Source organism: Algiphilus sp. (genome assembly GCF_023145115.1).
In the GTDB taxonomy this organism is placed as follows: domain Bacteria; phylum Pseudomonadota; class Gammaproteobacteria; order Nevskiales; family Nevskiaceae; genus Algiphilus.
Genome location: NZ_JAGLEJ010000005.1, coordinates 1 through 24,492, shown reverse-complemented (window position 1 = coordinate 24,492; position 24,492 = coordinate 1). Strand labels below are relative to the sequence as shown.

General features: G+C 69.4%; 19 protein-coding genes. 13 read left to right on the top strand and 6 right to left on the bottom strand.

The features are described 5' to 3' along the window. The first annotated feature begins 31 nt into the window (after nt 1-31). Together ftsZ and lpxC are read left to right on the top strand one after the other, a co-directional pair. Nucleotides 32-1,228 (top strand): cell division protein FtsZ, encoded by a 1,197-nt coding sequence (gene ftsZ / locus KAH28_RS01370; RefSeq protein WP_290574008.1) that lies wholly within the window; start codon nt 32-34, stop codon nt 1,226-1,228. Nucleotides 1,229-1,377: 149 nt separating this feature from the next. After that, a complete protein-coding gene (gene lpxC, locus KAH28_RS01365; RefSeq protein ID WP_290574007.1) occupies nt 1,378-2,295 on the top strand; it encodes a UDP-3-O-acyl-N-acetylglucosamine deacetylase in 918 nt (305 codons plus the stop codon). 96 nt (nt 2,296-2,391) lie between these two features. On the opposite strand, the gene KAH28_RS01360 is transcribed toward lpxC, so the two are convergent. Then, nucleotides 2,392-2,745 (bottom strand): DciA family protein, encoded by a 354-nt coding sequence (locus KAH28_RS01360; protein ID WP_290574006.1) that lies wholly within the window; start codon nt 2,743-2,745, stop codon nt 2,392-2,394. 20 nt (nt 2,746-2,765) lie between these two features. On the opposite strand from KAH28_RS01360, the gene KAH28_RS01355 reads away from it, so the two are divergent. From KAH28_RS01355 to KAH28_RS01335, 5 genes are all read left to right on the top strand, one after another. After that, on the top strand, nt 2,766-3,695 hold the full coding sequence (locus KAH28_RS01355) for a M23 family metallopeptidase (protein WP_290574005.1): 930 nt from the start codon (nt 2,766-2,768) through the stop codon (nt 3,693-3,695). Between the two features lie 238 nt (nt 3,696-3,933). Continuing rightward, the gene (gene secA / locus KAH28_RS01350) at nt 3,934-6,750 is read left to right on the top strand and encodes a preprotein translocase subunit SecA (RefSeq protein ID WP_290574004.1); all 2,817 of its coding nucleotides are present in this window, start codon (nt 3,934-3,936) and stop codon (nt 6,748-6,750) included. Nucleotides 6,751-6,755: 5 nt separating this feature from the next. After that, the gene (gene argJ, locus KAH28_RS01345) at nt 6,756-7,967 is read left to right on the top strand and encodes a bifunctional glutamate N-acetyltransferase/amino-acid acetyltransferase ArgJ (protein ID WP_290574003.1); all 1,212 of its coding nucleotides are present in this window, start codon (nt 6,756-6,758) and stop codon (nt 7,965-7,967) included. A gap of 22 nt (nt 7,968-7,989) precedes the next feature. Next, nucleotides 7,990-8,910, top strand: coding sequence for a Nudix family hydrolase (locus tag KAH28_RS01340; RefSeq protein WP_290574002.1), 921 nt, complete (start codon nt 7,990-7,992; stop codon nt 8,908-8,910). 96 nt (nt 8,911-9,006) lie between these two features. Continuing rightward, on the top strand, nt 9,007-10,923 hold the full coding sequence (locus KAH28_RS01335) for an amidohydrolase family protein (protein WP_290574001.1): 1,917 nt from the start codon (nt 9,007-9,009) through the stop codon (nt 10,921-10,923). Between the two features lie 9 nt (nt 10,924-10,932). Here the strand turns inward: KAH28_RS01335 and KAH28_RS01330 are convergent, their stop codons facing one another. After that, nucleotides 10,933-12,267 carry a TolC family outer membrane protein gene (locus tag KAH28_RS01330; RefSeq protein ID WP_290574000.1) on the bottom strand — a complete coding sequence of 445 codons (1,335 nt, stop codon included), beginning with the start codon at nt 12,265-12,267 and terminating at the stop codon, nt 10,933-10,935. A 257-nt stretch (nt 12,268-12,524) separates the two neighbouring features. On the opposite strand from KAH28_RS01330, the gene KAH28_RS01325 reads away from it, so the two are divergent. From KAH28_RS01325 to KAH28_RS01310, 4 genes are all read left to right on the top strand, one after another. After that, nucleotides 12,525-13,595 carry an OmpA family protein gene (locus tag KAH28_RS01325; protein WP_290573999.1) on the top strand — a complete coding sequence of 357 codons (1,071 nt, stop codon included), beginning with the start codon at nt 12,525-12,527 and terminating at the stop codon, nt 13,593-13,595. Between the two features lie 29 nt (nt 13,596-13,624). Then, nucleotides 13,625-14,530, top strand: a complete 906-nt coding sequence (locus tag KAH28_RS01320) for a hypothetical protein (protein WP_290573998.1) — start codon at nt 13,625-13,627, stop codon at nt 14,528-14,530. A 147-nt stretch (nt 14,531-14,677) separates the two neighbouring features. Continuing rightward, entirely contained in the window at nt 14,678-16,465 is a 1,788-nt protein-coding gene (locus tag KAH28_RS01315) for an acyl-CoA dehydrogenase C-terminal domain-containing protein (protein WP_290573997.1), read from the top strand. Between the two features lie 22 nt (nt 16,466-16,487). Further along, entirely contained in the window at nt 16,488-17,969 is a 1,482-nt protein-coding gene (locus tag KAH28_RS01310; RefSeq protein WP_290573996.1) for an amidase, read from the top strand. Nucleotides 17,970-18,004: 35 nt separating this feature from the next. On the opposite strand, the gene KAH28_RS01305 is transcribed toward KAH28_RS01310, so the two are convergent. The 3 genes from KAH28_RS01305 to KAH28_RS01295 all read right to left on the bottom strand — a co-directional run bounded on the left by KAH28_RS01305 (nt 18,005) and on the right by KAH28_RS01295 (nt 20,533). Next, entirely contained in the window at nt 18,005-19,066 is a 1,062-nt protein-coding gene (locus KAH28_RS01305) for a hemolysin family protein (RefSeq protein ID WP_290573995.1), read from the bottom strand. Between the two features lie 59 nt (nt 19,067-19,125). Next, nucleotides 19,126-20,019 (bottom strand): DnaJ C-terminal domain-containing protein, encoded by an 894-nt coding sequence (locus KAH28_RS01300; protein WP_290573994.1) that lies wholly within the window; start codon nt 20,017-20,019, stop codon nt 19,126-19,128. A 76-nt stretch (nt 20,020-20,095) separates the two neighbouring features. Continuing rightward, nucleotides 20,096-20,533, bottom strand: coding sequence for an Hsp20/alpha crystallin family protein (locus KAH28_RS01295; RefSeq protein WP_290573993.1), 438 nt, complete (start codon nt 20,531-20,533; stop codon nt 20,096-20,098). Between the two features lie 223 nt (nt 20,534-20,756). Here KAH28_RS01295 and KAH28_RS01290 point away from each other — a divergent pair, with 223 nt between their 5' ends. Both KAH28_RS01290 and KAH28_RS01285 read left to right on the top strand, forming a co-directional pair. After that, entirely contained in the window at nt 20,757-22,271 is a 1,515-nt protein-coding gene (locus tag KAH28_RS01290) for a hypothetical protein (RefSeq protein ID WP_290573992.1), read from the top strand. A gap of 125 nt (nt 22,272-22,396) precedes the next feature. After that, nucleotides 22,397-23,923, top strand: coding sequence for a hypothetical protein (locus KAH28_RS01285; protein ID WP_290573991.1), 1,527 nt, complete (start codon nt 22,397-22,399; stop codon nt 23,921-23,923). On the opposite strand, the gene KAH28_RS01280 is transcribed toward KAH28_RS01285, so the two are convergent. Continuing rightward, nucleotides 23,907-24,239 carry a hypothetical protein gene (locus KAH28_RS01280; RefSeq protein WP_290573990.1) on the bottom strand — a complete coding sequence of 111 codons (333 nt, stop codon included), beginning with the start codon at nt 24,237-24,239 and terminating at the stop codon, nt 23,907-23,909. The two genes, KAH28_RS01285 and KAH28_RS01280, sit on opposite strands and share 17 nt — an antisense overlap. Between the last annotated feature and the right edge of the window lie 253 nt (nt 24,240-24,492).

The window sequence follows — 24,492 nt, the reverse complement described above, 5'->3', positions numbered from 1 at the left end:
ACGGCAAGCGCACGCGCAGGAGGTAACACCAATGAGCGAAATGTTCGAAGTACTGGATGGCCAGTCCCCCGAAAGAGCCATCATCCGCGTCATCGGGGTGGGCGGCGGTGGCTGCAACACCGTCAACCAGATGGTCGAGGCCGAGATCGAGGGCGTCGAGTTCATCTGCTCCAACACCGATCGGCAGCATCTCGACCGGTCCAAGGCCGCCAACATCCTGCAGATCGGCGCCGCCGTGACGCGCGGGCTGGGCGCCGGCAGCGACCCCGAGAAGGGGAGGGCCGCCGCCGAGGAGGATCGTGACCGCATCCGCGACCTGCTGGAAGGCACCGACATGCTCTTCCTCACCGCCGGCATGGGCGGTGGCACCGGCACCGGTGCGGCGCCGGTGATCGCCGAGATCGCGCGCGAGCTCGACATCCTGACGGTGGCAGTGGTCACCAAGCCCTTCATGTTCGAGGGCAAGAAGCGCAACTCGGCCGCGGTCAACGGCATCAGCGAGCTGCACAAGCACGTCGACTCGCTGATCCTGATCCCGAACGAGCAGCTGCAGCGGGTGCTCGGTGACGACGCCACCATGGACGAGTGCTTCCGCAAGGCGAACGACGTCCTGCAGAACGCGGTCCAGGGCATCTCCGATCTGATCACGCGCCCGGGCCAGGTCAACGTCGATTTCGCCGACGTGTCCACGGTGATGCGCTCGCGCGGCAAGGCGATGATGGGGCTGGGCCGCTCCAGCGGCGACGACCGCGCCATCAACGCCGTCGACGAGGCGCTGACCAGCCCGCTGCTCGACGACATCGAGCTGACCAACGCCCAGGGCATCCTGGTCAACGTCGCCTGCGACCACTCGCTGAAGATGGGCGAGATCAACCGCATCATGGGCCGCGTGCTGGAGATCGCCAGCGAGGACGTCGATCTCAAGTTCGGCACCTCGCTGGACGAGAATCTGGACGGCGAGCTGCGCGTCACGGTGGTGGCCACCGGCCTGGGCGGTGCGCAGGCGCAGCCGCAGCCGGTGCACGACCCCAACAGCAACGTCACGCCCATCAGCCGTCAGCCGGCGGCCGACGTCAACGGCCAGCCTCGCCAGGGTTCGGTGGAAGTGCCGGCGGTGATGCGCGAGTCGGGCGGCCGGGTCGCGGTCGGTCAGGACTTCCGGAGCCGGAGCATTCCCGACGAGGAAGTGCTCAACATTCCGGCCTTCCTCCGCAATCAGGCGGACTGACCGTCAGCCGGGCGCAGCCGTTGCGCCCCGGGCCGGGGATGCACCCGGTCCGGGGCGGCGTCGCGTTCAGTCTGGATACCGGGTCATGGTGCTGTCATAATGATTCATTAAGCACAATGCACCAAGACGAGGCAGGACGCCCGACCCTGATGCTCAAACAACGAACGCTGAAGAATCCGGTCCGCGCATCCGGCGTCGGACTGCACAGCGGCCGCAAGGTCTACATGTCCCTGCTGCCGGCCGATCCCGACACCGGCATCGTGTTCCGGCGCATCGACCTGCCCGGCGCGCCCGAAGTCCCCGCGCGCGCGCATCTGGTCACCGATACGCAGCTGTGCACCTGTCTGACCAATGACGACGGTCTCAAGATCCAGACCATCGAGCACCTGCTGTCGGCGTTGTCCGGCATGGGCGTCGATAACGCCGTCGTCGAGCTGTCCGCGCAGGAAGTGCCGATCATGGACGGCAGCGCCGGGCCCTTCGTGTTCCTCGTGCAGTCCGCCGGCGTGGTCGAGCAGGATGCCGCCAAGCAGTTCCTGCGCGTGACCCGCCCGGTTCAGGTGCAGGACGGCGACAAGATGGCGCGGCTGGAGCCCTTCGACGGCTTCCGGCTGTCCTTCGGCATCGAGTTCGCCCATCCGGTCGTGCGCGGCACGCGTCAGCACGTCACCATCGACTTCTCGAGCACGAGCTTCGTGCGCGAGGTGGCGCGTGCGCGGACCTTCGGATTCATGCAGGACGTTGAGTTCATGCGGGCACGCAACCTCGCGCTCGGCGGCAGCCTGGAGAACGCGGTGGTCCTCGACGAGTACCGGGTGCTCAACCGCGACGGCCTGCGCTACGACGACGAGTTCGTGCGCCACAAGATCCTCGATGCGGTCGGCGATCTCTATCTCGTTGGTCATAGCGTGCTGGGCGCCTATTCGGCCTTCAAGTCCGGTCACGATCTCAACAACCGGCTCGCGCGTGCGCTGCTCGAGAACGAGGATGCGTGGGAGCTGACCACGGTCGCGGATGCCGGAGACGCGCCGGTGCAGTTCATTCCGGCGCTGCCCGTCACCGCCTGAGCCATCGGCGGCCGGAAGGCCTTTACCGCCCCGATAGTTGTCACGGGCGTGACAGGACGCCTAGACTGCGGGAATGCACTTGAATTCAGCGGGGATTCAGTCTCCAGCACGGGCGCCGTTTGTCTGGCGGCGCGCGGCGGGGCGGACCCGGATTTCAATACGTCGACAGTCGACACCGCGCCTCTGCAGCCATTCGGTGATGCGGCGCGATTCCAGCCGCGCGCGCGCCGCGGCCGCCGCGTTGTCGGCGAAGACCACGACGCAGTCGCCGCGCAGGTTCGCGACGCGAAGCGCGGGCGCCCAGGGCGCATCCAGCTTCTGCAGTTCCGCGCTGAGCGCCTGCAGGCGGGCAGCGCGCGCCAGCACTCGCGCCGTCGTGCCGCTGCGGCTGTCGAGCACTTCCGAGAGACGCGCGCCGGTGGGCGTCAGCGCGTCGGACGCCTTTTTCATCAGTTGAGAGAACCGGACGGATGCAGATCATCATCGTAGACCATCGACGAGGTACGTCGCGCCGCTTCGATCTGCGGCGGGTGCGCGTGCGTGCGCTGGCCGTCCTCGGCGGTGCCGGTGCCTTCCTGACGATGGCGCTGTTGATCGCCGGTGGCTGGAAGCTGCACGACCTGATGGTCCCGCAGCGCGTGGAAGTGGTGGATCTCTGGGGGGTCGACAACACCGACCAGCGCCAGGAGATCGCGGCCCTGCGCGAGCGCATCCACGACGAATCGACCGCATTCGCGCGTCGCATCGCCACGCTGCAGGCTCATGTCGCCCGTCTGGATGCCGCCGGCGAGCGCATGACCCGCCTCGCCGACCTCGAGGACGGCGAGTTCAACTTCGGCGAATCGCCCGCCGTCGGCGGTCCGCTGACCGAGCAGGGCGACACCCCCGAGCTGGCCGCGCTCGCCGACGAGCTCGATTCGCTCGAGGCGCGCGTGCGGAGCCGTTCGCGCCAGCTGAGCGTGCTCGAGGACATGCTCGTGGATTCGCACGTGCGCGACGCGTCGCGCCCCGAGGGGCGCCCGGTGGCGAGCGGATACATCTCCTCGGGCTACGGGCGTCGCACCGATCCGTTCACCGGGCGTCCGGCCGCGCACTACGGACTCGACTTCGCTGCGCGCACCGGTACCGATGTCACCGCGGTCGGTTCCGGCATCGTCGAGGTCGCCGGTGACCGGCCCGGCTACGGGCACATGGTCGAGATCAACCACGGCAACGGCTACATCACGCGCTACGGGCACAACAGCAAGCTGCTGGTGCGCGCCGGCGAGCGCGTGACGCGCGGGCAGGTCATCGCCGAAGTCGGCGATTCCGGCCGTGCCACAGGGCCGCACCTGCACTTCGAGGTATGGCAGGACGGGCGCACGGTCGATCCGGTGCGCTACGTGCGCGCCGCGCGCTGATCGCGCTCCGCCAGTCGGTACCACCGGCGGTACCGAACCGGTTCGCTCGGAGCCCCGCGTTCCGCCCGTTTTCCCGTTCCGCACGCCGCAGCGATGCTGCCATGCAGCACCGCGGTGCGCCGCGGTCCGGCCGCTGACGGATGCGCTCGGTCGGCAGCCGGCATAATGTGCGATTGACGTCCCCGCCGGGCGCCCGGCCCGCAGGCGGCGTGCCTCCGTCTCAAGCCCGCGAGTATCGATGTTCAACAATGTGATGGCTCGGCTGTTCGGCAGCCGGAATCAGCGTGTCGTTTCCCGCATGCGCGGTCTGGTGACCCAGGTCGCCAAGCTTGAGGACGAGCTGCAGGCACTCTCGGACGAGGCGCTTGCCGCCAAGACCGACGAGTTCCGCAAGCGGCTGGCCGAAGGCGCCAGCCTGGAGAGCCTGCGCGCCGAGGCCTTCGCCGTGGTGCGCGAAGCCGGCCGGCGCTGGCTCGGCATGCGCCATTTCGACGTGCAGCTCATCGGCGGCTCGGTGCTCGACAGCGGTCGCATCGCCGAGATGAAGACCGGCGAGGGCAAGACGCTGGTCGCCACGCTCGCGGTCTACCTGAACGCGCTGCCCGCCAGGGGCGTTCACGTGGTGACCGTCAACGAGTATCTGGCACGCCGCGACGCCGAGTGGATGGGGCGCGTCTACCGGGGGCTGGGCATGACCGTGGGCGTGGTGGTGCCGCAGCAGGACCGCGAGGAGAAACGGGCGGCCTACCAGGCCGACATCACCTACTGCACCAACAACGAGCTGGGCTTCGACTATCTGCGCGACAACATGGCCTTCCGCCAGGAAGACAAGATGCAGCGCGGGCACGCCTTCGCGATCATCGACGAGGTCGACTCGATCCTCATCGACGAGGCCCGCACGCCGCTGATCATCAGCGGCCCCACCGACGACAAGCCCGAGCTCTACAAGAAGATCAACGAGATCGCGCCCCGCCTGATCAAGCAGGAGGAGGAGGACGGTCCCGGCGACTTCTCCGTGGAGGAGAAGAACAAGCAGATCTACCTCACCGAGGAGGGGCACGATCACGTCGAGGAGCTGATGCGCGAAGCGGGTCTGCTCGAGGAGGGCGACAGCCTCTACGACGCCCAGCACATCGTGCTGATGCACCACCTCAACGCCGCCCTGCGCGCGCACCATCTGTACAAGCGCGACGATCACTACATCGTGCGCAACGGCCAGGTGGTGATCATCGACGAGTTCACCGGCCGCATGATGGTCGGCCGTCGCTGGTCCGACGGCCTGCATCAGGCGGTGGAGGCGAAGGAAGGTGTCGCCATCCAGCAGGAGAACCAGACGCTGGCGTCGATCACCTTCCAGAACTACTTCCGCCTCTACGACAAGCTCGCCGGCATGACCGGCACGGCCGATACCGAGGCCTACGAGTTCCAGAGCATCTACGGTCTGGAAGTGGTCGTCATCCCGACCCACAAGCCCATGGTGCGCGATGACCGCGCCGATCTCGTCTACATCTCCGCACAGGAGAAGTTCGAGGCGGTCTGCGCCGAGGTCGTCGAGGCCCACGGCAAGGATCAGCCCGTCCTGCTCGGCACCGCCAGCATCGAGACGTCCGAGCTGCTCTCGCGTCTCCTCAACCAGGCCGGCGTCGCGCACGAGGTGCTCAACGCCAAGCAGCACGAGCGCGAGGCCGACATCATCGCGCAGGCCGGACGGCCGGGCGCGGTGACCATTGCCACCAACATGGCCGGCCGCGGTACCGACATCGTGCTCGGCGGCGCGCTCGACGCCGAGCTGGCGCAGATCGACGAGGCGGACACCGCCGCCCGCGAAGCCGCCAGGCAGGACTGGCAGGCGCGCCACGATCAGGTCATCGCCTCCGGCGGTCTGCTGGTGATCGGCTCGGAGCGCCACGAGTCGCGGCGCATCGACAACCAGCTGCGCGGGCGTTCCGGTCGTCAGGGTGATCCGGGTGCCACGCGCTTCTACCTGTCGCTCGACGACAACCTCATGCGCATCTTCACGCCGCCGCGCATGCGCGCGATGCTGCAGAACATGGGCATGGAGAAGGGCGAGGCCATCGAGCACCGGTGGGTCACGCGCGCCATCGAGACCGCCCAGCGCAAGGTGGAGTCGCACAACTTCGACATCCGCAAGCATCTGCTGGACTACGACAACGTCGCCAACGATCAGCGCAAGGTCGTCTACGAGCTGCGCGACAACCTCATGGGGGCCGACGACGTCAGCGACCTCATCGAGAATGTCCGCGACGAGGTCGTCGACGGCGTGATCGACGCCTACATCCCGCCGCAGAGCGTCGAGACCCTGTGGGATGCCGAGGGCCTCGAGAATGCGCTGCGCAAGGATTTCGAGCTCGAGCTGCCGGTCCGCCGCTGGCTCGACGAGGAGAAGAACCTCAACGAGGCAGGGCTGCGGCAGCGCATCCGCGATGCACTGGTCGAAGCCTACGAGGCCAAGCGCGAGCAGGTAGGCGCCGAGGTGTTGCAGCACTTCGAGAAGGCCATCTCGCTGAACGTGCTCGACCGTCTCTGGCGCGAGCATCTGGCGGCCATGGACTACCTGCGACTGGGCATCCACCTGCGTGGCTACGCGCAGCGTGACCCCAAGCAGGAGTACAAGAAGGAAGCCTTCACGATGTTCAGCGACATGATCGCCCGCTTCAAGCACGAGGTGATCAGCGTGCTGGCGCGGGTCCAGGTCAAGAGCGAGGAGGACGTCCAGAACGTCGAGGCGCAGCGCCGCGAACCCGAGAAGATGGAGTTCCGGCACGCCGAGGCGGAGCAGGTCGCGACCGGAGCGGTTGCCTCCGGCGAGGCGCCGCAGCCGGCGCAGGCCGCCGCCGCCGGCGCGGTCGGCGGCGGTGCCGCTGCAGCCGCGGATGGCGGCGGCGCGCGGCGCCTGCCGCTGGGTGCGGATGCGCCGGCGCCGCAGGCCAAGCCCGAGACCGTTCGCCGCGACGTGCCGAAGGTCGGCCGCAACGACGCCTGTCCGTGCGGCTCGGGCAAGAAGTACAAGCACTGCCACGGACGCATCGAGTAGCGCGCATGGCGGTCAATCTCACCGAGCCGGGCCCGCTGCTGCCGGTCGGCGGTATCCGGCTGGGAACCGCTGCCGCCGGCGTGCGCGCCCCCGACCGCGACGATCTCCTGCTGCTGGCCTGCGATGCCGGTACCAGCGTCGCCGCGCTGTTCACGCGCAATGCCTTCTGCGCGGCGCCGGTGACGCTTTGCCGGCAGCGGCTGGCCGAGCGCACCGCCGTGCACGGGCTCCTGATCAACGCCGGCAATGCCAATGCCGGCACCGGCGCCGCCGGCCTGGACGCCGCCCGCCAGTGCGCGGCCGCCGCCGAGACCCAGCTCGAGGGCATGGTGCTGCCGTTCTCCACCGGCGTCATCGGAGAGGCACTGCCGGTCGCGCGCATCAGCTCGGCGGTGCCGCGGGCGGCAGGCAATCTGCGTGCAGATGGCTGGCTGGCGGCCGCGCGCGCCATCATGACCACGGACACTGTCCCCAAGGGCTGCAGCCGGCAGCTCGAGATCGGCGGCAGGACCGTGACCATCACCGGCATCGCCAAGGGCGCGGGCATGATCTGCCCGGACATGGCGACCATGCTCGCCTTCGTCGCCACCGACGCGGCGGTATCGCGCTCGACCCTGCAGCGCGCGCTCGCGGAGGCAGCGGCGGACAGCTTCAACGCCATCACGGTGGACGGCGATACCTCCACCAACGACAGCCTCGTCCTGATGGCGACCGGTGCCTCCGGCGCGCCCGCGCTGGCGCCCGACAGCGACGACTATGCGCGCTTCCTGGCGGCGCTCCAGGCCGTGTGCGGCACGCTCGCGCAGGCGGTGGTGCGCGATGGCGAGGGCGCCACGCGCTTCATCACCGTGCGCGTCGAGCAGGCGCGTGATCGCGACGAGGCGCGTCGCGTGGCCTATACGCTGGCCCATTCTCCGCTGTTCAAGACGGCGGCCTTCGCCGGCGATGCCAACTGGGGCCGCATCCTGGCGGCGGTGGGGCGCGCGCCGGTCGATGCCCTCGATCTCTCGCGCGTCACCATCGCGATCGACGACGTGCCACTGGTGGCCGCCGGCGAACCGCATCCCGACTACAGCGAGGCCGCCGGCAGCGCGGTCTTCGCGCGCGCCGAATTCACGGTGCGCATCCAGCTCGGCCGCGGTCGGACCGCGGCGGAGGTCTACACCTGTGACTTCTCCTACGACTACGTGCGCATCAACGCCGAATACCGCAGCTGAGGGCGAGGCCCGCGAGCTGCCGGTGGCTGCGGCCGCGCTGCGCAACGGGCGCGGCGAGGTGCTGCTGGCCGAGCGCGCGCCCGGCAAGCCCTATGCGGGCATGTGGGAGCTGCCCGGCGGCAAGCTCGAAGCCGGCGAGACCGCGCTGGACGCCCTGCGCCGGGAGCTCGACGAGGAGCTCGGCATCACCGTCACCGATGCCGCGCCGCTGATCCGGCTGCGGCACGCCTATCCCGAATTCACGGTGGCCCTCGATGTCTTCGAGGTCGCCACCTGGCAGGGCACGCCGCGTCCCCGCGAGGGGCAGCGCCTGTCCTGGGTGGCGCCGCAGGCGATGCACGGGTGGCCGCTGCTGCCCGCTGACGCTCCCATCGTCACCGCGCTGCGTCTGCCGGCGTGCTACGCCATCACGCCGCCCGAGCTGACGCCGCCCGCCGTGCTGGCGGGCCTCGAGGCGCTGCCGGCCGGCTGCCTGCTCCGGCTGCGTCTGCCGACCCTGTCGGACGGCGAGTACGCGGCGCTCGCCGGCGTGGTCTGCGCCTCGATAGGCGGCGGGCGCCTGGTGGTCGATCGCGACCCGGCGCTGGCCGACCGGCTCGGCTGCCGGCTGCACCTGAACGGCGCGGCGCTGCAGGACCGCGGCGGGGTGGCGCGCCCCACCGATCCGCCGTTGCTGGTCTCGATTCACGATGCCGCCGAGCTCCGCGCGGCCGAAGCCTGCGGCGCCGAGGCCGTGGTGCTGGGGCCGGTGGCGCGGACGGCGAGTCATCCCGATGCCCGGCCCCTGGACTGGGCCGGCTTCGCGGCGATCGCCGCATCGGCGGCGGTGCCGGTCTACGCCATCGGCGGCATGACGCCGGCCATGGCGGCCACCGCACGGCACCACGGGGGGCAGGGGGTGGCCGGCATCGGTGCGTTCTGGCCGGCGGCGCCGGCCGGCTGATCGACCCGGGTCATCACACTCCTGCAAAACAACGAGTGTCGGGTTGGTCGGTAGCGGTTATGGTCCCGCAATCGATTCTCGATCAGGCAGGAGACCATGGACGGAAGCGATCGCGCGCAGTTCGACACCGTCATCCGCGGCGCCACCGTCTTCGACGGGCTCGGCGGCGCCCCGATGCAGACGGACGTCGCCGTCCACGAGGGCAGGATCGCCGCTGTCGGCGGTGATGTCGGCCGCGGCCGGGAGGAAGTCGATGCCCATGGCCAGTGGCTGATGCCGGGGCTGCTCGATATCCACACCCATTTCGATCTCGAGGTCGAGCTCGCGCCGGGTCTGCCCGAGGCGCTGCGTCACGGCAGTACCACGGTCGTGATGTCGAACTGCTCGCTGGGTCTCGCCTTCGGTAACCAGCGCCGGGGGGATGCCGATCCGGTGGTGGATTGCTTCGCGCGTGTCGAGAACGTGCCCAAGCATGTGCTGCGCAAGGTGGCGGATGCGGCCGACTGGCAGGATTCCGGCGCCTATCTCGACCATTTCGACCGCATGCCGCTGGGGCCCAATGTCGCCGCCATGATCCCGCATTCGATGCTGCGTATCGAGGTGATGGGGCTGCAGGATTCGGTCAGCAGGGACCCCACCCCGGACGAGCTCGCGCGCATGGAGTCGCTGCTGGAGAAGGGCATGCGCGAGGGCTATGTCGGCTTCTCCACCGACGCGCTGCCGTTCCACTATCTGGCCAACCAGCCCAATGTGCGCAAGCAGATTCCCACGCAGTTCGCGCCCTTCGGCGAGCTCAAGCGCCTGACCCACGTGGTGCGGCGCTGGGGGCGCGTGTGGCAGGCCACGCCGCCCAAGGACAGCAAGGTCGGCATCCTGCGCAACTTCCTGCTGACCTCCGGGCGTCTGTTCGGCCGCCCGCTCAAGGTGACCGCGGTGGCGGCCATCGACCTGGTCATGAACCGCTCGATCATGCGCATGGGGCTGGTGCTCTCCCGGCTGCTCAACTCGCGCTTCATCGGCGGGCATTTCCGCTTCCAGGCGCTGCCGGCGCGCTTCAAGACCTGGAGCGACGGCGTCATTACGCCCATCGCCGAGGAGATCCCGGAGCTCCGCCGCCTCAACGAGTGCGATCTCGAGGATCGTGAGGGGCGCCTGCGCATCCTGAACGATCCGGAGTACGTCAAGGCCTTCCGCCGCATGTGGTACCACGGGCGGCGCGGCTTCGGGCCGGCGCGCATCAAGCACTGGCTGAAGATCGACGACAACGTGCTCTCGCGCGACCTCGGCGACATGACCATCGACGACTGCCCGGTCGAGGTATGGCACGGCGAGACCATGAAGGCCGTCCGCGACCGCCTGGTGGCCTGGCAGCGCAGTGGCGAGGGAGTCCGCAGCGAGGCCGAGGCCGAGGCCTTCGCGAGCTTCCTGGATGCGCCGGACGATGCCGAATTCCTGCTCCACCTGCTGCGCCGCTACGACACCGCGCTGCGCTGGTGGATCATCTCGGCCAACCGCGACATGGCGGTGGTCGAGGATCTCCTGTTCAACCCGCTGCTGCTCCCCGGGTTCAACGACAGCGGTGCGCATCTCACCAACATGGCCTTCTACGACGGCAACCTGCGCATGCTCAAGATCGCGCAGAAGCGCGGGCTCGCCCGCGTGGCGCTGGCCGTGCGCCGGCTGACCAGCGAACCGGCCGAGTTCTTCGGCGTCGACGCGGGCACGCTCGCGGTCGGCGCGCGCGCCGACCTGCTGCTGGTCGATCCGGAGCGGCTCGCGGTGTGGGAGCCGGAAGCCACCTATCGCTACGTGTGGCGGGAGGCCTTCGACCACCATCAGCTGGTGAACCGTTCCGAGGGCGTCGTGCGGCGCGTCTACGTCAACGGCCACTGCGCGTTCGCGGACGGTGACTTCGGCGCCGACTTCGAGCGCGTGCCCATGGGTCAGGTCCTGCGCAGCCGCGACCATGATCCGGCGGCCGCGAACGCGCCGGCGATGGCGCGCGCTGCCTGAGGCGCGGCGTCAGCGCTCCGGCGTCGCGATCTCGATGGTCGCGGTGTCGCGCAGCGGGGTCTCGCGCACCAGGGCGTCGTTGAGACGCGAGAGATCGTCGGCACCCAGCGTGCCGGCGGCGCGCTCCAGCCGCAGCACCGCCAGCATGTAGTCGTAGCGCGCGCGGGACAGATCGCTGCGGGCGCCGAACAGGGCCTGCTGGGCATCGAGCACATCCACCGCGGTGCGTGTCCCGACCTCCACACCGGCCTCGGCGGCTTCGAGCGCGGTGCGGTTGGACAGGACCGCCTTGTCCAGCGCCGCGACGCGCGCGCGGCTGCTGCGCACCGCCTGGAAGGCGCTCCGCGTCTGCCGGAGCGCGCTGCGCAGGGCCGCCTCGCGCTGGGCGTCGCGCTGCGCGGCCAGGGCTGCATTGCGGTCGACCTCGGCGCTGATCCGCCCGCTGGTGAACAGCGGCACATCGAGCGTGAGACCGACGCTGCGGGTCTCGGTGCTCAGCACGAAGCCGGGCTGTTCGCTACGGCCGTAGTTGCCTTCGAGGGTGAGGCTCGGCCAGCGCTGCGCGCGGGCGCTGGCGACGTCGGTCCGCGCGAGCTCGGCGTCGAGCGCGGCGATGCGCAGCGCCAGATTCTCGGTGCGCGCGCGCTCGATCCAGGGGTCGAGGGCGGGTGGATCGGGTGGCGGCGTGGCGAAATCGTCACCGGGCCGCGCCAGCGCCGCCGGGCGCTGGTCGATGATCTCCTGCAGCGCGTCGCGGGCGCTGGAGAGCGCCTGCTCGGCCTCCAGGGCGCGCGCGATGGTGAGGTCGTAGCGCGCCTGCGCCTCCTGGACATCGGTGATCGCCGACAGCCCGACCTCGAAGCGCTGCTCCGCCAGGGCGCGCTGCTCGGTGACGGCGTTGCGCTCGGCGAGCGCGAAACCCAGCGCCTCGTCGGCCGCGAGCACGTCGAAGTAGGCCTCCGCCACCCTCAGCAGCAGCGCCTGCTCGCTGTCCGCGAGGGCGATATCGGCACGCCGCACGCTGTCCCCGGCACGGTCGAGCGCCAGCCAGGCGCCGCGATCGTAGACCGGCTGCGTCAGCGACGCCCCGTACTCCTCGGTGCGCGCCGTCTCGGCACCGAAGATCTCGGCGCAGTCGCGTGCCGGCGCCGGGTTGGCGCCGCCGCTCTCGGCGGTGGTCTGATCCTGCCGCTCGCAGCCGATCGCCGCCGAGGCCGAGATCCGGGGGAGCAGGCCAGCACGGGCTATGGGCTCCGCCTCGCGCGCGGCGTCGCGCGCGTGCCGCGCCGCCATCAGTTGCTGGTCGGCCGCCAGCGCCTCCCGGTAGACGGTTTCCAGGTCCATCGCCGACGCCGCAAAAGGCACGGAAAGCAACAGCACTGTCAGGAGATGGCGCGGCATTCGGGGGCCCGGCGTTCGATCAGCCCGGAGCATAGCAACTGCCCGCGGGTACCCGGGTCACCGGTCCCGTGCGTGCTGAACGTTCGGTCGGGGTATTGTGCAGTGCGGCTCCCGGTGTCACTATGACCTTAGTCACCCGTAATAACCGGTGGACTGCTGTCGCGCAGGGCAGCACTCATAAACGACTTGGGAGAGTGTCAATGACCATCCAACTTCTCGGCCGCGCCGCGGCTTGTGCGGCGCTGGCCGCGACCTGCAGCGCGTTTGCGCAACAGAGCGACGGCAGCGACGAGACCGTCAGCTACTTCTCCACCATGGGCACCTACGCCATCACCGACGAGGATCGCACCCCGCTCGGCGAGGGCGACGAGGGCTACGGCGTGCGCGCGGTCTACGGCTGGCAGTATCCGTCGCGCTTCGGTATCGGCATCGCGCTCGGCACCGAGGTCATCGAGACCGACATCTCGTCGTTCACCGATTTCTATCGGCATTCGATCGAACTGCACGGTACCTACGCGCTGGGTGACCGCACCGGCTTCACGCCCTATGCGCTGCTCGGCGGCGGCGGCAACTACAACGATGTCCGCGACGTGGGCGAGGACGACAGCTTCGATGTCTACGGTACGGCCGGCCTCGGCTTCGTGACCGGCCCGCTGACCGAGAAGGGTTCGGTCAAGCTGCGCGGTGAAGTGCGCTATGTGTACGACACCTTCGCCGACGAGTACCAGGACTACGAGGCTTCGCTGGGTATCGAGATTCCGCTGTTCGGCAAGCCCGAGCCGGTGGAGCCGCCGCCGGCGCCGGACCCCGAGGTGCAGGTGGTCGAGGCCGAGCTCGAGGATTCCGACGGTGACGGCATCCCGGATCAGGCCGACAAGTGCCCCGGCACGCCCGCCGGCACGCGGGTCGACGGCGAGGGCTGCGCGCTTTCCGACGTCATCCAGCTCTACGGCGTGCTCTTCGCTTTCGATTCGGCCGACCTGCACGCCAATGCGCGCCGTCTGCTGAATCCGGTGGTGGAGATCTTCAACCGCTATCCGGATCTCGAGGTCGAGGTCGCCGGTCACACCGATTCGCTGGGCTCGGACGAGTACAACCAGGAGCTCTCGCAGCGTCGCGCCGAATCGGTCAAGCAGTACCTTGCCGATCACGGTGTCCCGGCGGGTCAGGTCTCCGCGGTCGGCTACGGCGAGAGCGAGCCGGTCGCAACCAACGATACCGAGGAAGGGCGCGAGGAGAACCGTCGCGTCGAGATTCGGATCCTTAACTAACCAGCCTTTCGGCTCACGGAGGAATCGACATGGCTTACAGGAAGTTCTTCACGATTGGCGCTCTGGCGCTGGCCGGTGTTCTCACCGGCTGCGCGCAGGGCGGAGAGGATGACACCGGCGTCGGTCCCGGCACGCCGCCGGGCAGCGGCGGTGGTGGCGGTATCCCGGGCGTCGAGAACTGCTCGGTGCCGCTGGGTGGTGTCTGCGTTCTCGGCGGTACCGCCGGCGGCGACGGTCTCGTCGACGAGCTGCTCGCCGAGGGCGGGGCGCTGGCGCCGATCGCCGACAACATCAACACCGCGGATCTCGAGGCCGCGCTCGAGACGCTGCTCGCGAATGACGGCAATCTCGCCAGCCTCGTCGGCGGTCTGCTCATGGAAGGGCAGCTGCAGGCGGGTCTGACCGAGCTCCTGACCGGCGGCGAGGACGGCGAGGGCGGTCTGGCCGACATCCTGGCCGACCTGCTGATCGGTTCCGACCAGGGCGACGGTCTGGTCGCGCTGCTCGGGCAGGAAGGGGTCACCGGTCTCGTCCAGTCGCTGCTGATCAACGGCACCATCGACCCCGACTGTCAGGCCAATCTCGGCACCATCTGCCTGATCGCGGGCGAGGACAGCGGCAAGGACGGTCTCGTCGATCTGCTGATCACCGAGGACGGTGCGCTGACCGCGATCAGCGACAACCTGTCGCAGGACAACCTCGTCCAGATCCTCGCCAATCTGCTCGAGAGCAACGGCAACCTCGCCAATCTGGTCCAGGGGCTGCTCGCCGAGGGGCAGCTGGTCGAAGGGCTGCAGGCGCTGCTGATCGGCGATCCCGACGCGGGTGAGCCGAGCGGTCTCGTCCAGGCCGTGCAGTCGCTGCTCGACCCGAGTCTGGTCACCGAGTTGCTCGGCTTCCTGGGCGGTCTCCTGGGCGTGGGCGGCGGCAACTAGTTCCCGCGCTGCAGCGATGGACCCGAAAGGGCCCGCCGAACGGCGGGCCCTTTTTTGTTGGACGGCGGGACGTGCGCTGCAACATACGGTACAGTATGGCGTCCGCGGCCGTCGCCGCTTCCGCCAACCCCGACCATCGGATTCGCCATGCCTCAGTACACCCCGCCCCTGCGTGACATGCAGTTCGTCCTGCACGAGCTTCTCGGCGTCGAATCGTCGCTCGCCGACGTTCCGGCCTTCGCCGAAGTCGATCGCGACATCATCGACCAGGTGCTCGACGAGGCCGGCAAGTTCTGCTCGGAGGTCCTGTTCCCGCTCAACGCCAGCGGGGATGCCCAGGGCTGTCGGCGCGACGATGACGGCAATGTCTTCGCGCCGGACGGCTTTAAGGCCGCCTATCAGCAGTACGTCGAGGCGGGCTGGCCGGCGCTGGCGTGCGCCCCGGACTTCGGCGGTCAGGGACTGCCGGAGCTGGTCAACAACTGCCTCTACGAGATGCTGAACTCGGCCAACCAGGCGTGGACCATGTACCCCGGTCTGACGCACGGCGCCTATGCGTGCCTGGCGGCGCACGGCACCGAGGAGATCAAGGCGACCTATCTGCCCAAGATCGTCGAGGGCACCTGGACCGGCACCATGTGCCTGACCGAGTCGCACTGCGGCACCGATCTCGGCCTGCTGCGCACCAAGGCCGAGCCCAACGACGACGGTTCCTACAGCCTGAGCGGCTCGAAGATCTTCATCAGCTCGGGCGAGCACGATCTGGCCGAGAACATCGTGCATCTGGTGCTGGCGCGTCTGCCCGATGCGCCCGCCGGCACCAAGGGCATCTCGCTGTTCGTGGTGCCGAAGTACCTGCCCGATGCCGACGGCAATCCCGGCGAGCGCAACGGCATCCGCTGCGGCGCCATCGAGCACAAGATGGGCATCCACGGCAACGCCACCTGCGTGATGAACCTGGACGGCGCCAGCGGCTGGCTGGTGGGCGAGCCGCACCGCGGCCTGCCGGCGATGTTCGTCATGATGAACGGCGCCCGCCTCGGCGTCGGCATGCAGTCGCTGGGGCTGTCCGAGGTCGCCTATCAGAACGCCGTGGCGTATGCGCGCGACCGGCTCCAGATGCGCTCGCTGTCCGGTCCCAAGGCCAAGGACAAGCCGGCCGATCCGATCATCGTGCACCCGGATGTCCGCCGCATGCTGCTCACGCAGCGCGCCTACACGGAGGCCGCGCGCGCCTTCTGCTACTGGGTCGGCCTGATGATCGACACCGAGCACCAGCACCCCGACGAGTCCGTGCGCAAGGAGTGCGCCGACCTGGTCGCGCTGCTCACGCCGGTGGTGAAGGCCTTCATCACCGACAACACCTTCGAGACCACCAACATGGCGCTGCAGTGCTACGGCGGTCACGGCTACATCAGCGAGTGGGGCATGGAGCAGTTCGTGCGCGATGCCCGCATCAACATGATCTACGAGGGCACCAACGGCATCCAGGCGCTGGACCTGATCGGCCGCAAGGTGCTCGGCGACGGCGGTGCGCGCCTCAAGCGCTTCGGCGGTCTGGTGCAGACCTTCATCCAGGAGAACGCCGACCGCGAGGACATGAAGGAGTTCGTCGAGCCGCTCGCCGACATCGGCGGCAAGCTGACCAAGCTCAGCGGCGAGATCGGCGCCAAGGCCATGCAGAATCCCGAGGAGGCCGGCGCGGCTTCGACCTCGTACCTGCGCGTGGTCGGCCACACCATCTTCGCCTATCTCTGGGCGCGCATGGCGCGGGTGGCGCTGGACAAGCAGGACAGCGGCGACAGCTTCTATACCGCCAAGCTCGCGACTGCGCGGTTCTACTTCGCGCGTCTGCTGCCCGAGACCGCCTACCACATCCGTGCCGCGCGCTCGGGCGCCGAGACGCTGATGGCACTCGACGCCGAGCTCTTCTGAGTCCGGGTCGGAGCGACACCGGATGGACTACGCCACCTATCGCGGCTGCGACGCCATCGACCTCGCCGACGCGCACGCGCGCGGCGAGGTCGACGCCGCCACTCTGCTGGATCTGGCGCGGTGCCGTCTGGCCGAGGTCGATCCCGCGCTGAATGCGGTCTGCATCGCCATGGACGAGATCGCCGACGCGCGCGTCGGCGAGCCGCTGTCCGGTGCCTTTTCCGGCGTGCCCTTCCTGGTCAAGGATCTGATCCAGGACTACGCCGGTGTGCCGACGACCGCGGGAAGCCGCGCACTGCGCGAGCGCTGTCCGGCGCAGCACGCCGACTACACGCAGCGCGCGCTGGATGCCGGCATGGTCATCTTCGGCAAGACCGCGACGCCGGAACTGGGCCTCAAGGCCGTCACCGAATCGGTGCTGTGGGGCGCGACCCGCAATCCGTGGGATACCGGGCGCACGCCCGGCGGATCCAGCGGCGGCGCCGCTGCGGCGGTCGCAGCCGGCGTGGTGCCGATGGCCGGCGCCAACGACGGTGGTGGATCGATCCGCATTCCGGCATCGCACTGCGGTCTCTTCGGCCTGCGGCCGTCGCGCGGTCTGGTGCCGACGACGCCGGCGACCGTCGAGCACTGGGAGGGTGCCTCCAGCGACGGCGTGGTGTCGCGCAGCGTGCGCGACAGCGCCCGCATGCTGGACGTGCTGGCCGGCCCCGGTCGCGGTGCGCCCTACCACGCGGCGCGGCCGTTGGATGCGTACGAGCGTCTCGCGGCGCAGCTGCCCGGGCGCCTGCGCATCGGCTGGAGCACGCGCTCGCCGATCGGCGCCGATGTGGATCCTGAATGCGTGCACGCGGTGGAGCGCACCGCGGCGCTGCTCGAGTCCCTCGGTCACGAGGTGGTCGAAGCCGAGCCGCCGGTCGACGGCATGCTGGTGGCACGCGCCTACTTCGGCCTGTACTTCGGTCAGGTGGCCGCGGCGGTGGACGAGGCCGTGGCGGCGGGCGCGCGCGAGCGCCAGTTCGAGCGCGACACGCGCACGCTGGCCGCGATCGGGCGGGCCATCTCGGCGGGCGAGTATGTGCGCATGCGGCAACGGTGGACCGGGATCGCGCAGGCTGCTGCCACCTTCTTCGATGGCCACGATCTCTGGCTGTCGCCCACGGTGGCGGCGCCGCCGCCGCGCATTGGCGAGCTCGATCAGCCGCCGGCCGTGCAGGCGCTGCAGTCGGTGCTCCTCCGCCTGCCCGCGGGGCGTCTGCTGAAGAGCGGTCGCGTCGTCGAGCAGCTGGCCATGGAGGCGCTGGCGCGCACGCCGTTCACTCAGTTCGCCAATCTCACCGGGCTGCCGGCGATGTCGGTGCCGCTGCACTGGACTGCGCAGAATCTCCCCATCGGCTCGCAGTTCACCGCGCCGTGGGGCAGCGAGGCGACGCTGCTGGCGCTGGCCACGCAGCTCGAGTCGGCCCAGCCCTGGTTCACGCGCGTGCCGGAAGCGGCCGCGTGACGACCGTCCCGGCCCGTTAGCCGGCGGGCAGTGCGTCAGGCGCCGTGGTCGGCGTGCCTGCCGTTGGCGCGCGCCAGGGCCTGCATGTCGGCGATGGTGTCAGCCTCGTCCATGATCTCGAGGCCGAGCAGCGTCTCGACGACGTCCTCCATCGTCACCACGCCCTGGGTGACCCCGTACTCGTCGACCACCACGGCGAGCTGTGCGCGCGCCTCGGTGAGCTGGCGCAGCAGGCGCGGCAGCGGTTGCTGGTCGAGCACGAAGAGGGCCTCGCGGCTGATGGTGTCGATGCGGCGGTCGTGCTCGTCGCGCGCCGCGGCGGCGAGCAGGTCGTCCTTCAGCACCATGCCGGTGACGGTATCGATGTCGTCGCGGTAGACCGGAAGGCGGGACACCGCGAGCTCGGGGTTCCGCTCCAGGAACTCGCCGACCGTGTCACTCCCGCGCGCCGCGATGACGACGGTGCGCGGCGTCATGATCCGGCGCGCCCGCGTCTCGCGGAACTCGAGCAGGTTCTGGATCACCGATGCCTCGGAGGCATCCAGCCGCCCCTCCTGTCGCCCGAGCTCGGCCATCGCCAGGAAATCCGCGCGCGAGAATACCGGCCCGTGCGCGCCGCCCTTGAGGAAGCGCGTGATGGTCTCGCTGAGCCGCACGAAGGGATAGAGCGCGAGCACGAGGAACTTCAGGCAGCGCACCGTCAGCGGCGCGAAGCGTTCCCAGTAGGTGGCACCCAGCGTCTTCGGGATGATCTCGGACACCACCAGGATGGCGAGGGTCGCGCCGCCCGCGATCATGGCCTCGAAGCTGAGGTGCATGCCCATCAGCGCAAGGCCGGCGCTGCCGAAGAGCACGTTCGCCTGTGCCCCCACGCCGATGGCGCCGACGGTGTGCGCGATGGTGTTGAGCGTCAGGATCGCCGAGAGCGGTCGGTCGATGTCGCGCTTGAACTCCTGCAGCAGGCGACCGGTGGAGCCGCCCTCCTGTACGCGGCGGGTGACATAGCTCGGCGTGACCGAGAGCAGCACGGATTCCCACATCGAGCAGGCGAAGGACACCACCAGCGCGAGCAGGAGAAAGAGGACCAGTAGACCCATGACGGCGATGACGGGGGTGAACGCGAGAGTCTAGCGTCTCGGTCGCACCAGCCGATACCTCAGTCGTCGTGCTCCCGGAAGGCGTCGCGCAGCGCCTCGTAGGCCTGCCGCTGGGCGTCGGACTGCGGCTCGGGTGCGTGCACGGCGAGCTCGGCGTAGGCGTCGCCGGGCGGATTGCCGGGCAGGCCCCGGCCGCGCAGTCGCAGCTTCCGCCCGCTCTGCGAGCCCGCCGGCACCGACAGCGATACCGTGCCGGCCAGCGTCGGCACGGCCACCTTGCCACCCAGCGCGGCAGTCCATGCCGGCACCGGCACGGCGACATGGACATCCTTGCCGTCGGCGCGCATGCCATCGCTCGGGCGCAGCGTGATCTCCAGCAGCAGGTCGCCACCCTGCTGGCCCTGGCCGGCGAGCCGGATCACCTGACCGGTGGTAATGCCCTTGGGAATGCGCACGGACAGCCGCTTGCCGCCCACATTGATGGCCCGGGTCGCGCCTTCGTGGCTTTCGCGGACGCTGACACTCAGCGTGGCGCGGGTCTCCGGCGGCGGTCGGCGGAAACCGGCGCCGGCACCGCCGGCGCCCATCTCGCCGAAGGGGTCGAATCCGGCGCCGGCTGCGCCGCCCCCGAACAGCGTGGAGAAGAAGTCCGAGAAGCCGCCGAACTCGCCGGTGCGCCGGCTCTGGCGGAAGCCGCCCTCCCAGCCCGGCGGCGGACGGAACTGCTGGCCGGCCTGCCAGTTGGCGCCGAGCTGGTCGTAGGCCTTGCGCTTCTCGGCGTCGGACAGCACCTCGTAGGCCTCGTTGACCTCCTTGAAGCGGGTCTCGGCGTCGGGTTCCTTGTTGCGGTCCGGGTGGTACTGGCGCGCGAGCTTGCGGTAGGCGCGCTTGATCTCGTCTGCGCTCGCGCCTTTGTCAACCTGCAGGGTCTTGTAGTAGTCCTTGTATTCCATGGGCCGATGCTATCCGCTCACCAAGAAAAACGGGGCGCGATGCGCCCCGTCATGTTGCGTCCCGCGAGCGCCGCGCTCAGGCGGCGACCGCGATGCGCCGGGGCTGGGTGGAAGCTCGCTTGGGGATCACGACCTCCAGCACGCCGTTGTTGCCGCGAGCGCTGACGTTGTCGGCATCGGCCGTGTCGGGCAGCGTGAAGCGGCGGTAGAAGCGCCCGTGCGCACGCTCGACGCGCCGGCGCTCGGCCTTGTCCTGCTCCACATGGCCTTCGCGGGCGCCGGAAAGCGTCAGCACGCCGTTCTCCAGCGTGACCTCGATCGATGCCGGATCGACGCCCGGTACGTCGGCGTAGAGGACGAACCGCTCCTTGTCCTCCTCGATATCGACCGGCGGAACCCAGTCCGCCGTTGCGCCGCTCGACGCATCATCGGACTGCATGCGGTCCAGCGCACGGCTCATTTCCTGCCACAGGTCGCGGTGCAGCGACCACGGTTCGTAACGCATCACACTCATGGCGACCTCCTTCGATGGTGGGCCAATGGTTCGGGTCGGCGGTGACGGCGTCATGCCGCGCCGCCTCGACCTCCTAGATAGGGGCGTGCCGAAGCCATTCAAGAGCGCACGCGGTCGCCGCCCGACCGTCGCGCGATGGCCGGGGAATTGCATGCGTCAGGGCGGTACCCGCCCCGATCAGCGCGGGCGTCGACGACAGGGCACGGCAATCAGAATGCGTCGGATGAAGCGCCCGCGGTGGTCGTGGCTGGCGGTCGCCATGATGGTGACGGTGACGCCCGCAACGGCCACGAACGGCTACTTTGCACACGGCCACGGCGCTTCGCAGCGCGCGATGGGCGGTGCCGGGACCGCCATGGCGGAGGACGCCTTTGCGGTCACGGGGAATCCCGCTGCCGGCGTCTGGGTGGGAGATGCGCTCGACGCTACCTTCACGCTGCTGGTGCCGGTGCGCGACTATTCCGCCACCGCGCGCGGGGAGGGTGCGGGACCGGGTCTCTTCACCATCGGGCAGGTGGACGGCCTGCGCAGTCGACGCGAGCGCTTCTACGTCCCCGGCGTGGCCTTCGCGCGTCGGGCGGGGCGGGCGCACGCCTGGGGGCTGGCGGTCTACGCCAACGGGCTGAACACGGTGTATCCCGGCAACGCGGCACGCTTCGCCAAGAGGATCCCCCTGCTCACCGCCGAGTGCGAGGGCACTTTCGGCGGGGGCGCGCCGGTGGTCGGTGGACCGCCGGACGTTGCCGGGCTCTGCGGCAACGACAGCCCGCTCACCGGGGTCGATCTGGCGCAGGTTCTGGTGGTGCCGCACTATTCGCGACGGCTGGGGCGGCGCTGGTCGCTGGGCATATCGCCGGTGCTGGCGGTGCAGCGCTTCGAGGCGAAGGGATTGAGCGCGTTCGCGGCATTCTCGAATGCCCCGGGGCAGGTATCGGATCGTGACATGGAGTACAGCTTCGGAGGCGGCGTGCGCGTCGGTGTATTCGGGCTCCCCGTCGACTGGCTCGCGCTGGGCGCTTCCTTTCAGTCGCGCATCGACATGCAGCCCTTCGATGCGTACGCGGGTCTGTTTCCGGAGCAGGGTGCCTTCGATATTCCCTCGACCTGGAACGTGGGGTTCGCACTGCTCCTTCCCGGGCGGCAACGGCTGGCGCTGGATTTTCAGCGCATTGGCTACCGCGATGTCCCGATATTCCGCAACGGCGTGGAGCCGGAAGCGTTCGTCAACGGATGCCTGCTGCCGCGCCTGCTCGCCGCCCAGACCGGCGGGCTGCTCGGGGACGGCGGGCCCAGCCGTAGCTGTCTGGGCGGCGACGGCGGGCCCGGTTTCGGATGGCGGAACGTCGGCGTGCTCAAGGTGGGATATCAGGTCGTGCTCGGAAGCTTCGTGCTGCGCGCCGGCTACAGTCGTTCCGATACGCCGATCGTTCCGGAGCACGTGCTGTTCAACATCGTGGCGCCGGGTGTGCCGGACGAGCATTTCACGGCCGGCTTCAGCTTCCGCATGTCGTCCGCCCTGAGCGTGGACGTGGCCGCGATGTACGCACCCGCCAATCCGGTGCGTGGTCCCAATCCACTGAGCCACGTGGACGCGGGCCTGGTGCGGATCCTGGGCGGTGCAGCGTTGCCGGGGCTGACGGAAGGCGATGCCATCTACGGCGCCGATCCACAGGATCAGGAAGTGGAAGTCGACATGTACCAGCTGGAGCTGACGGTCGGAATCGGCTATCGCTTCTGAGCGGCCGGACCGTATCGCTGCCGGTCGGTCGATTGTGCGCATCGGCTGGACCGCTGGTACGCGCGCTTTGTGTCCCGAAAGCGTTTCCCCGATACTCCGCGCCCGGACAGGAGGGGGATACCGCAATGGCGAACGGGGTTCGCGTCCGCGCGCGCTGCGCGGCGGGTGTGCTGATGCTGGCGTCCGCCCAGGCCGTCGCGACCAACGGTTATTTCGCGCACGGCTACAGCGCGTCGCAGCGCGCGATGGGCGGTGCCGGCACGGCGATGGCGGAGGACAGCTTCGCCGTGACATCGAATCCGGCCGGTGGCGTGTGGGTCGGCAACGCGTTCGACGCCGGGATCAGCTTCTTCGTGCCGATTCGCGACTACATGGCGACCGAGCGGGGGGCGGACGCGGGTCCCGGCATCTTCAGCATCTCGCCCGTCGTGGAGAAACGCAGCGGCCGCGAGCGCTTCTACATTCCCGGTATTGCCTACAACCGCCGGATCGATGCGCACAGCGCGTGGGGCATAGCGCTCTACGGCAACGGCGGGCTGCAGACGGTCTATTCCGGCAACACCGCGCGCTTCGGTGAAGGCATTCCGCTGTTCCGTACCGAGTGCGAGGGCAGCTTCGGAGGTGGCGTGCCGGCAGCGGGAGCACCGCCGGATGTGGCCGGCTTCTGCGGCAACGACAGTCCGCTGACCAGCGTCGATCTCATCCAGCTCTTCATCGTGCCGCACTACTCGCGCAAGCTCGGAGAGCGCCTGTCGATCGGTGTGGCCCCCATTCTCGCGGCCCAGCAGTTCGAGGCGAAGGGGCTCAGCGCCTTCGCCCAGTTCTCGAACGCTCCGGAGCGCGTATCCGACAACGACAAGGACCACAGCGTGGGCTATGGCGGCCGGATCGGAGTGTTCGGTCTGCCCTTCGACTGGCTGGCGGCAGGGGCGTCGTACCAGTCGCGCATCCACATGCAGCGATTCGACGACTACGCCGGTCTATTCGCTGAGCAGGGCGCCTTCGATATTCCGTCCGCCTGGAACGTCGGGATCGTGTTCCTGCTGCCCGCGCAGCAGCGAGTGGCTGTCGACTTCCAGCGCATCCACTACAGCGAGATCGCGTCCGTCGGGAGACCGCTCGGGCCGAACCGCTTCGTCAACGAATGCGCCCTGCCGCGGCTGCTCGCCGGGCAGACCGGCGGCCTGATCGGCGACGGCGGGCCGAGCCCCGCCTGCCTCGGTGCCGACAACGGTCCGGGCTTCGGCTGGAGCGATGTCGACGTCATCAAGCTTGGGTATCAGGCGGTCGTCGGCAGCTTCGTGCTGCGCGCCGGCTACAGCCGCAGCAATTCGCCGATCGATGGCGACGATGTCCTGTTCAACGTGCTGGCACCCGGAGTGCCGGAAGCGCACTTCACGGCCGGTTTCGGCGTCCGCATGACGCCGGCGCTGAGCCTGGAAGTGTCCGCGATGTACGCCGACAGCAACGCGGTCCGCGGCAAGAATCCGCTGAGCAATGTCGACGCCAGCATCGTGGAGATCCTCGGGGGCGGCATATTGCCCGGGGCTGTCGATACCTCCGCGGCCTTCGGCGCCGACCCGCAGGATCAGGACATCGAGCTCGACATGTACCAGTTCGAGCTCACCGTGGGAATCAGCTACCGCTTCTGAGCGCCGGCAGTCGGCCGCCGGGCGTGGTGGCCGCAACGCCGACCGTTCGGCGGCCCGGTTCGCGCGGGCGCGGGACGGCCGGTCGGCCATGCACGCGTGCCCCGAGGACGATGGCGCCGACGCACTGGCTCACGAACAGAAGTATCGCTGCCCCCAGCCCGATTGCGTGCAGCCACCAGCACAGGGATGCGGCCTGCAGCAGGAAGCAGGCGGGAATGTACTCGGCGCGCTCCGACGCAAAGGCGGCGCGCCGGCGGCCGGTACGCATCCCGGCAAGGCCGAGCAGCGCGAGAAGGCTTGCGATAAGCGAGGGCATGTTTCGTGGCCGCGAGAGGTCGGGCGGGCGATCAGTCAAGCATATCGTTAACATAAATGCAAACCATTCGCATTTAATGCGGCGGGTAGTGCACTCGCCTCAGCGTGCCAAGCCGTTCGGAGTTCCTGCCCGCGTTACGGCTGGCGCTGTGACCTGCGGGCATCCCGAGTCCCCGTCATGCGATTGACCGATCCGGCGCCTTCCCCTATATTGCGCGGCCGCACTGCGGGCGGTTAGCTCAGCGGTAGAGCAC